Raw genomic sequence first — 8,963 nt, 5'->3', positions numbered from 1 at the left:
CGCTTTTCAACCGGCCCAGCCCCGGCTGGAGGATGCCTTTATCGACCTGCTCGGCGGCGGCCCCGGCGGTGATTCGAGTCTGGCAGCCGGGATGCGGGAAGCCGAACTGCCGCAGGGGGTCTCCCCCGAGGCGGTGATCGAGGCGCGCCACCTCACCAAGCGGTTCGGCGATTTTGCCGCCACCGATGATGTCAGCTTTGCGGTGCGCCGCGGCGAGATCTTCGGCCTGCTCGGCCCCAACGGGGCGGGCAAGTCCACCACCTTCAAGATGGAGTGCGGCCTGCTGCGCCCGAGCGAGGGGCAGGCGCTGGTGACCGGCATCGATCTGGCCCACAGCCCCTCGGCGGCGCGTCAGCGCCTCGGCTACATGGCGCAGAAGTTCTCCCTCTACAAGCAGCTCACCGTGGCCCAGAACCTCTCCTTCTTCGCCGGTATCTACGGCCTGTTCGGCCGCCATCAGCAGACGCGGATCGACGCCATGGTGACTGCCTTTGCCCTCGCCCCCTGGCTCGATCAGAAGGCGGAATCCCTGCCGCTCGGCCTGCGCCAGCGCTTGTCGCTGGCCTGCGCCCTGCTGCACGAGCCGCCGCTGCTGTTTCTCGACGAGCCCACCTCCGGGGTCGATCCGGTAACCCGGCGCGAGTTCTGGTCGCACATCAACGCGCTGGCCGACCACGGCGTCACCGTGCTGGTCACCACCCACTTTATGGATGAGGCGGAGTATTGCGACCGCATCGCCCTCATCTATCGCGGCAAGCTGCTGGCCCTCGGCACCCCGGACGATCTCAAGGGGCTGGCTGCCAAAGAGGCGGCGACCTCTTTGCCAACCGGCTCCTTGCCGACCTGTTCTTTGCCAACAATGGAAGAGGCCTTTATCACCCTGGTCGAGCGGGCCAGCGAGGAGGACGCATGAGCATCAACCGTCGACGACTGCTGGCCCTCTGCCGCAAGGAGTCGCTGCAAATCGTCCGTGACCCGAGCAGCATCCTCATCGCCTTCATCATGCCGGTGGTGCTGCTGGTGGTGATGGGCTACGCCATCAATCTGGATGTGGACCATCTGCGCCTCGGCATCTGGCGCACCGACAGCGGCGCCCCGGCGGTGCGGCTGGAACAGGCCCTGCGCGGCTCTACCGCGCTGGAGATCCACAGCGGCCCGAGCAAGGAGTCCCTGCTCGCCAGTCTGGCCCGTGGCGAGATCCGCGGCCTGCTGGTGATCGATGACGGCTTCTCCCGCGCGCTGGCCGGTCAGGGCAATGGCACGCCGCAGGCGCTGCTGCTGACCGACGGCTCCGAGCCCAACACCGCCAACTTCGTCACCAACTATGTGCAGGGGATCTGGCAGGGGTGGCTCGCTGGCGAGGGGGTCGCCATGCCGGTGTCGATAGAGAGTCGCGCCTGGTTCAACCCGGCGCTGGTGAGCCGCAACTTTCTGGTGCCGGGCTCCATTGCGGTGGTGATGACCATCATAGGCGCCCTGCTCACCTCGCTGGTGGTGGCGCGGGAGTGGGAGCGCGGCACCATGGAGGCCCTGCTCGCCACCCCGGTCACCAAGGGGGAGCTGCTGCTCTCCAAGCTGCTGCCCTACTATGGCCTTGGCATCATCGCCATGCTGCTCTGCCTGCTCTTCTCGGTGGCGGTGATGGGCGTGCCCTGGCGCGGCTCCCTGCTGCTGCTCTTTCTGGTCACCAGCGTCTTTCTCGGCAGCGCCCTCGGGCTCGGGCTGTTCCTCTCCACCGTGATGCGCAGCCAGTTCAACGCCGCGCAGGCAGCGCTGATCGCCGCGTTTCTGCCCGCCGTGATGCTGTCGGGCTTCGTGTTCGAGATCGCCAGCATGCCGCCTTGGCTTCGGGCCATCACCCACCTCATTCCGGCCCGTTACTTCGCGAGCTCCTTGCAGACCCTCTATCAGGCGGGCAGCGTCTTCTCGATCCTGCTGGTCAACGGTTTCTGTCTGCTGCTGCTGGCCGGTTTCTGGCTCATCCTCACCGCCCGCAAGACGCGGCGCACTCTGGAGTAACCCATGCTGATCCGACTCTGGTGGCTGATCCGAAAAGAGCTGCAGGCCCTGATGGGCAATACTCAGGGGCGCTTTCTACTCATCATGCCGGTGCTGCTGCAAACCGCCCTCTTCCCGTTCGCCGCCACTCTGGAGGTGACCGGCAACACGCTGGCCATCTACAACCAGGATGGCGGAGCCCAGAGCCGCGAGCTGCTGGAGCGCCTCACCCATATGCCCGCCTTCACCACCATCATCCCGGTGCAAGGCGAGGCGGGCATGACCGAGGCCATCACCGGGCAGCAGGCACTGCTCGGGCTGATTATTCCGGGGGATTTTTCGCGCCGGCTGGCGCGGGGCGAACCGGCCAAGGTGCAGCTGATCATCGACGGCCGCCGCTCCAACGGTGGTCAGGTGGCGGCGGGTTACATCAGTCAGGTGATCGCCCGCTGGCAGAATGAAGAAGGGAACGCAGGCAAGGCGCCGCCGACCCTCGCGGTGCGCAACCTCTACAACCCCAACGTCGAGTTCCACTGGCATATCCTGCCGGCCCTGGTGGCCATAATCACCACCACCGGCTGTCTGATTGTCACCGCCCTCTCGGTCGCGCGGGAGCGGGAGGAGGGCACCTTCGATCAGCTGCTGGTTTCCCCCCTCACCGCAGGCTGGATCATGGCGGGCAAGGCAGTGCCCGGCATCCTGGTGGCGGTGGGACAAGGGTGCATAGTCGCGCTGGCCGCCCGTTTTGTCTTTCACCTCCCCTTCGCGGGGAGCCTCAGTCTACTGCTGGCGGGCATGGTCTGCTACGGCCTGGCACTGGCCGGGATCGGGCTCTTCATCTCGTCGTTCTGCTCGACCCAGCAACAGGCCTTTCTCGGGGTCTTCTCCTTCACCGTGCCGGCGGTGATCCTCTCGGGCTATATCTCGCCTGTGGAGAACATGCCCCAGGTGTTCCAATGGCTGGCGGCCATCGACCCCCTCACCCACTTCATCGTGCTGCTCAAGGGGGTCTTCCTCAAGGGGTTCGACTGGTCGGCCGCCTGGCCCCTGCTCTGGCCGCTGCTCGCCATCGCCGGCGTCACCCTGTCGCTGGCGCTCGCCATGTTCCGCCGCCATATCGCCTGACCCGCAGCCTTGCTCGGCTGATGCCCATTGATGCCGGTCTCGCCCAGCGCGAGACCGGCCTTTTTCCGACATAAGTTTTCACTCCCCGGCAGTGGGTAAACCGGGCTTTCCCTCCACCATCCCTCACCCCGAGCCAGCCCAGAAATCATTAACTGGTATACCTATTTTTGTATAGTGTTGAATTTTCTCGAATTACCCCTGACGAGATATATAAATAGACACTTGATTTGCATCAATCGCCCACCCCTGCCGACTGGGTAGCCTAGCCCCAGAATGATGTTTTATTACTCCAAACTTGAGGCAACTATGAGCAAAGTCAGACTGGTCGTTGTGGGCAACGGCATGGTGGGGCACCGCTTCATCGAAGAGCTGATCGAGCGGGCCGATCCGGGCCGCTACGAGATCACCGTCTTCGGTGCAGAACCCCGTCCCGCCTACGATCGCGTCCATCTCTCCTCCTACTTCTCCCATCACACCAGCGAAGATCTCTCCCTCGTCAAACCCGGTTTCTACGACAAGCACGGCATCCGGTTGCTGCTCGGCGAAGCGGTGAAAAAAATCGACAGGGCCAACCGCGAAGTGCACTCCAACAAGGGCACTGTGGTCGAGTACGACAAGCTGGTGCTGGCCACCGGTTCCTACCCCTGGGTGCCGCCCATCCAGGGCAGCCAGCACCATGAGTGCTTCGTCTATCGCACCATCGAGGATCTGAAAGCCATCCGCAGCGCCGCCAGGAGCGGCAAGAGCGGGGTGGTGATCGGGGGCGGTCTGCTTGGCCTCGAAGCCGCCGGTGCCCTCAAGGCGCTGGGTCTCGAGACCCATGTGGTGGAGTTTGCTCCTGTGCTGATGGCCGAGCAGCTCGACGGTCAGGGCGGCCAGCTGCTGCGCCGCAAGATTGAATCCATGGGCGTTCAGGTACACACCAGCAAGAGCACCAGCGAGATCCTGATGCATGGCGGCGAGCAGGCGAAACACCGCCTCGCCTTTGCCGATGGCAGCCAGCTGGAAGTGGACGTGGTGGTCTTCTCCACCGGCATTCGCCCGCAAGATACCCTCGGCCGTTACGGTGATCTCGCCATCGCCGAGCGCGGCGGCATCGTCATCGATGATCACTGCCTCACCTCAGACCCCGATATCTATGCCATCGGCGAGTGCGCCGCCTGGCAGGGCCGCTTCTTCGGGCTGGTGGCACCGGGCTACAAGATGGCCCAGATCACCGTCGACCATCTGCTCGGCGGCGACAGCCGTTTCGAAGGGGCGGACATGAGCGCCAAGCTCAAGCTGCTCGGCGTCTCCGTCGGCTCCATCGGTGATGCCCACGGCCGCACCCCGGGCAGCCACAGCTATGTGTTCCAGGACGACCAGGCTGGCGTCTACAAGAAGATCGTGGTGAGCGAGGACAACAGCCGATTGCTCGGCGCCGTGCTGGTGGGTGACGTGGAAGATTACGGCAACCTGCTGCAGATGATGCTAAATGCCCTGCCACTGCCGAGCCACCCGGACACCCTGATCCTGCCTGCCTACGCCGGTGCCAAGCCGACCCTGGGGGTGGATGCCCTGCCGGAGAGCGCCCAGATCTGCTCCTGCTTCGACGTCTCCAAGGGCGACATCGCCAAGGCGGTGGCCGAGGGTCACACCACCCTTGCCGCCATCAAGCAGCACACCAAGGCCGGTACCGGCTGTGGCGGCTGCGTGCCGCTCATCAGTCAGGTGCTCAACGCCGAGCTGGTTAAGCAGGGCATCGAGGTCAACAACCACCTCTGCGCCCACTTCCCCCACTCCCGTCAGGAGCTGTTCCATCTGGTCAAGGTGGAGGGGATCAAGAGCTTCGACGAACTGCTGGCCAAGCACGGTCAGGGCTATGGCTGCGAGGTGTGCAAACCGACCGTCGGCTCCATCCTCGCCTCCTGCTGGAACGAGCATGTGCTGAGCCCGCGCAACATCCCGCTGCAGGACACCAACGACATCTTCCTCGGCAACATGCAGAAGGACGGCAGCTACTCCGTCATCCCGCGCATGGCCGGTGGCGAAGTGACTCCGGAGGGGCTGCTGGCGGTGGCCGAAGTGGCCCGCGACTACAAGCTCTACACCAAGATCACCGGCGCCCAGCGCATCGGTCTGTTCGGGGCCCAGAAGGATGATCTGCCCGCCATCTGGCGCAAGCTGCTGGCGGCCGGATTCGAGACAGGTCAGGCCTACGCCAAGGCACTGCGCATGGCCAAGACCTGCGTCGGCAGCACCTGGTGCCGCTTCGGCGTGCAGGACAGCGTCGGCCTCGGGGTCTTCCTCGAGAACCGCTACAAGGGCATTCGCACCCCCCACAAGATGAAGTTCGGCGTCTCCGGCTGTACCCGCGAATGTGCGGAAGCGCAGGGCAAGGACGTTGGCATCATCGCCACCGACGCGGGCTGGAACCTCTATGTGGGCGGCAACGGCGGCATGAAGCCGCGCCACGCCGATCTGCTGGCTTCTGACCTCGACCGCGAGACCCTTATCAAGCTGATCGACCGCTTTATGATGTTCTACGTCACCAGCGCCGACAAACTGCAGCGCACCTCGGTCTGGCTCGGCAATCTGGAAGGGGGCGTCGACTACCTGCGCGAGGTGATCGTCGATGACAAGCTGGGGCTGGCCGACACGCTGGAGCGCGATATCCAGACCCTCATCGACAGCTACGAGTGCGAATGGTCGCGCACCCTCAACGAAGAGGAAGCGTTGCAGCGCTTCAGCCACTTCATCAACAGCGACAAGCGCGATCCGGACGTCCAGTTCGTCGCCGAGCGCGACCAGCACAGACCCGCCACTCCGGCCGAGCGCATCCCTGTCTACCAGATCGAGGTGGAGACCAAATGATGAAATTCGCCTGCCAACTCAACGATATCCTGCCGGGAACCGGTGTCTGCGCACTCATTGAAGGTCGCCAGATCGCCCTGTTCCGCCCGAGCGCGGCGGCCGAGGTGTTCGCCATCGACAACCGGGATCCCTTCTTCGCCGCCAACGTGCTGTCGCGGGGTCTGATCTGCGAACACGACGGCGAGCTCTGGGTCGCCAGCCCGCTCAAGAAGCAGCGCTTTCGCCTGAGCGATGGCCACTGTTTCGACAATCCCACCATGTCGGTTCAAAGCTACCCCGTTGAAGTACTCGACCAGCAGGTTTGGGTCGCCGTCTAACACCAGACCCCACCCCGGCCCTCCCCTTCACAGGGGAGGGAGCAAAAAGCCCCTCCCCTGTGAAGGGGGAGGCAGGGAGGGGGTTAAAAAACAGTCAGGGCTGCCCGCGGGCGGCCCTCTTGAAGGAAACAAAGATGTATACCGAAACCATCAACAAGTGCGCCGCCAACGCGGCCCGCATCAACCGCTTCGAGCGCAGCGACAAGCTCGGCTTCTGGCTCAGCTCGGCCATGGCGGGGGCCTATGTTGGCCTTGGCATCATCCTCATCTTCACCCTGGGCAACCTGGTGGATCCCGCCATCCGTCCGCTGGTGATGGGGGCCACCTTCGGCATCGCCCTGACCCTGGTGATCATCGCCGGCTCCGAGCTGTTCACCGGCCACACCATGTTCCTCACCTTCGGGGTGAAGACGGGCAAGATCACCATGGCCGACCTGCTGCGTATCCTGCCGCAGACCTGGGCCGGCAACCTGATTGGCTCCATTGTGGTGGCGCTCATCTACTCCTACGGCGGCAGCCTGCTACCGGACGCAGGCAGTCTGGCCCACAAGGTGGCGCTGGCCAAAACTCAGGCACCGGCGCTGACCCTGTTTATGAAGGGGATCCTCTGCAACTGGCTGGTCTGCCTCGCCATCTGGATGGCGCTGCGCACCGAGGGTGCCGCCAGGTTCATCGCCATCTGGTGGTGCCTGCTGGCCTTCATCGCCTCCGGCTACGAGCACTCGGTCGCCAACATGACCCTGTTCGCCCTCTCTTGGTTTGGCGCCCACTCCGAGGCCTACACCCTGAGCGGCATCGGCCACAACCTGCTGTGGGTGACCCTGGGCAACACCGTCTCCGGCGCCCTCTTCATGGGCCTCGGCTACTGGTATGCCACCCCCAAGGCTGAGCGCCCGGTCGCGATGAGCGACGCCACCACCACTGCCAGCCAGACCCGAACCGCCTGATCAGGAGGCCCCATGGACTACTTGCCCATCTTTTGCCGACTCGACAACAAACCCGTGCTGCTGGTCGGCGGCGGCGAGGTGGCGGAGCGCAAGGCGCGCCTGCTGCTGGATGCCGGTGCCCAGCTCACCGTGGTCGCGCCCGATCTCGACCCAGAGCTGGCGGAACTGGCTGCCAACGGTAGCATCGAGTGGCTGGCCGGTGAATTCGCGCCGCAGCAACTGACGGGCAAGTGGCTGGTGGTGGCCGCCACCGATCGGCGCGAGGTGAACGCCCTGGTCTACCAGAGCGCCAATCAGGCGCGGATCTTTGCCAACGTGGTGGACGACCCGAAGCGCTCCAGCTTCATCATGCCGTCGATCATCGATCGCTCGCCCCTGATGGTGGCCATCTCCTCCGGCGGCAAGGCGCCGGTGCTGGCTCGCTTGCTGCGGGAAAAACTCGAAGCCCTGCTGCCCCAGCATCTGGGCGCCGTCGCGGCCTTCGCCGGCAGCCTGCGGGAGCGGGTCAAGGCCCGCTTCGCCACCATGGGCGAGCGGCGCCGCTTCTGGGAACGGCTGCTCGGGACGGATCGGCTCGGGCAGGCGCTGGCACGGGGCGATAGCGCCTCTGCCCACCAGCTGGCCGACAGCCTGTTTGCCGACGAAAGCCAGAGCGCTGGCGAGGTGGTGCTGGTCGGTGCCGGCCCCGGCGATCCGGGTCTGCTCACCCTGCACGCCCTGCGCCAGATGCAGCAGGCGGACGTGGTGGTCTATGACCGGCTGGTCTCCGACGAGGTGATGGCGCTGGTGCGCCGCGACGCCAAGCGCATCTTCGTCGGCAAGCAGGCGGGCAACCACTGCGTGCCGCAGGAGGGGATCAACCAGCTCTTGCTGGAAGAGGCCAAGAAGGGGCAGCGGGTAGTGCGGCTGAAGGGGGGCGACCCCTTTATCTTCGGCCGTGGCGGCGAGGAGCTGGAGACGCTGGTGGGCAGCGGCATCGGCTTTCAGGTGGTGCCGGGGATCACTGCGGCCAGCGGCTGTGCGGCCTACGCCGGCATTCCGCTGACCCACCGGGATCACGCCCAGAGCGTGCGCTTCGTCACCGCCCATGGCAAGGGGGGCGCCCAGGATCTCGACTGGCCGCTGCTGGCCAAAGATCGGCAAACGCTGGTCTTCTACATGGGGCTCTCCTCCTGCGCCACCATCCGCGAGCAGCTACTGACCCACGGCAAGGCGAGCAACACCCCGGTGGCGCTGATCGAGCGCGGCACCCAACCCTGCCAGCGGGTCATTCGCGGCACCCTCGATCAGTTGCCCGAACTGGCGCTGGGGGTCGAGAGCCCGGCCCTCATCATGGTGGGTTCGGTGGTGACCCTGGCCGACCAGCTTGCCTGGTTCGGGCAAGGATGCACCGCCAACGCGGCCCTGGCCTCGGCCTGATCGCGGCATCCATTCCAACGCCACCCTCGGGTGGCGTTTCTTTTTCTGCATTTACTGTCATAACCTCTTGTTTTGAGTCTGGTATCCTATGGGGACTGTCCGCCGGATCACCGAATTCAGGAATTCTGCTTCATGTCCCTCCCCCCCAAGAACAGCGCCAAACAGCGTGAACACGACAGAGCCCGCATCCTCACGCTGCTGCTGGCCGATGACGCCCTCACCGAGAGCCTGCTCGACCCGCAAGGGGAGCAGGACGCAGCGCTTCGGGACCAGACCAGCGAGCTGACCCGGCTGGTCAACAGCC

At 65.0% G+C, this 8,963-nt stretch carries 7 protein-coding genes and 1 pseudogene; all 8 read left to right on the top strand.

Annotated elements, in window-relative coordinates; all coding sequences use genetic code 11:
• Positions 1-913 (top strand): ABC transporter ATP-binding protein (locus AACR77_RS04845; RefSeq protein ID WP_042880124.1); only part of this gene is annotated, 913 nt, incomplete at its 5' end.
• Positions 910-2,019, top strand: a complete 1,110-nt coding sequence (locus tag AACR77_RS04840; RefSeq protein ID WP_042880122.1) for an ABC transporter permease — start codon at positions 910-912, stop codon at positions 2,017-2,019. The genes AACR77_RS04845 and AACR77_RS04840, both read left to right, overlap by 4 nt.
• A gap of 3 nt (positions 2,020-2,022) precedes the next feature.
• Entirely contained in the window at positions 2,023-3,123 is a 1,101-nt protein-coding gene (locus AACR77_RS04835; protein WP_042880119.1) for an ABC transporter permease, read from the top strand.
• A 306-nt stretch (positions 3,124-3,429) separates the two neighbouring features.
• Positions 3,430-5,976, top strand: a complete 2,547-nt coding sequence (gene nirB, locus AACR77_RS04830; protein WP_042880117.1) for a nitrite reductase large subunit NirB — start codon at positions 3,430-3,432, stop codon at positions 5,974-5,976.
• A complete protein-coding gene (nirD, locus tag AACR77_RS04825) occupies positions 5,976-6,293 on the top strand; it encodes a nitrite reductase small subunit NirD (protein ID WP_042880126.1) in 318 nt (105 codons plus the stop codon). Before nirB ends, nirD begins: the two co-directional genes overlap by 1 nt.
• 134 nt (positions 6,294-6,427) lie before the next feature.
• Positions 6,428-7,240 carry a nitrite transporter NirC gene (nirC, locus tag AACR77_RS04820; protein ID WP_042880116.1) on the top strand — a complete coding sequence of 271 codons (813 nt, stop codon included), beginning with the start codon at positions 6,428-6,430 and terminating at the stop codon, positions 7,238-7,240.
• 12 nt (positions 7,241-7,252) lie between these two features.
• The gene (gene cysG / locus AACR77_RS04815; RefSeq protein ID WP_042880114.1) at positions 7,253-8,659 is read left to right on the top strand and encodes a siroheme synthase CysG; all 1,407 of its coding nucleotides are present in this window, start codon (positions 7,253-7,255) and stop codon (positions 8,657-8,659) included.
• A gap of 132 nt (positions 8,660-8,791) precedes the next feature.
• Positions 8,792-8,963 (top strand): annotated as a pseudogene (locus AACR77_RS04810) (magnesium transporter); the annotation flags it as partial.

The sequence above is a fragment of the Aeromonas sp. ZOR0002 genome (assembly GCF_963866995.1).
GTDB classification, from domain to species: Bacteria; Pseudomonadota; Gammaproteobacteria; order Enterobacterales; family Aeromonadaceae; genus Aeromonas; species Aeromonas caviae.
Note: the sequence above shows the minus strand (reverse complement) of the source record. Positions and strands in the feature narration are given on the sequence as shown.

Coding starts and splice junctions, on each gene's coding strand:
- nirB (WP_042880117.1), top strand. CDS start 3,430: ATGAGCAAAGTCAGACTGGTCGTTGTGGGCAACGGCATGGTGGGGCAC.
- AACR77_RS04840 (WP_042880122.1), top strand. CDS start 910: ATGAGCATCAACCGTCGACGACTGCTGGCCCTCTGCCGCAAGGAGTCG.
- nirD (WP_042880126.1), top strand. CDS start 5,976: ATGAAATTCGCCTGCCAACTCAACGATATCCTGCCGGGAACCGGTGTC.
- cysG (WP_042880114.1), top strand. CDS start 7,253: ATGGACTACTTGCCCATCTTTTGCCGACTCGACAACAAACCCGTGCTG.
- AACR77_RS04835 (WP_042880119.1), top strand. CDS start 2,023: ATGCTGATCCGACTCTGGTGGCTGATCCGAAAAGAGCTGCAGGCCCTG.
- nirC (WP_042880116.1), top strand. CDS start 6,428: ATGTATACCGAAACCATCAACAAGTGCGCCGCCAACGCGGCCCGCATC.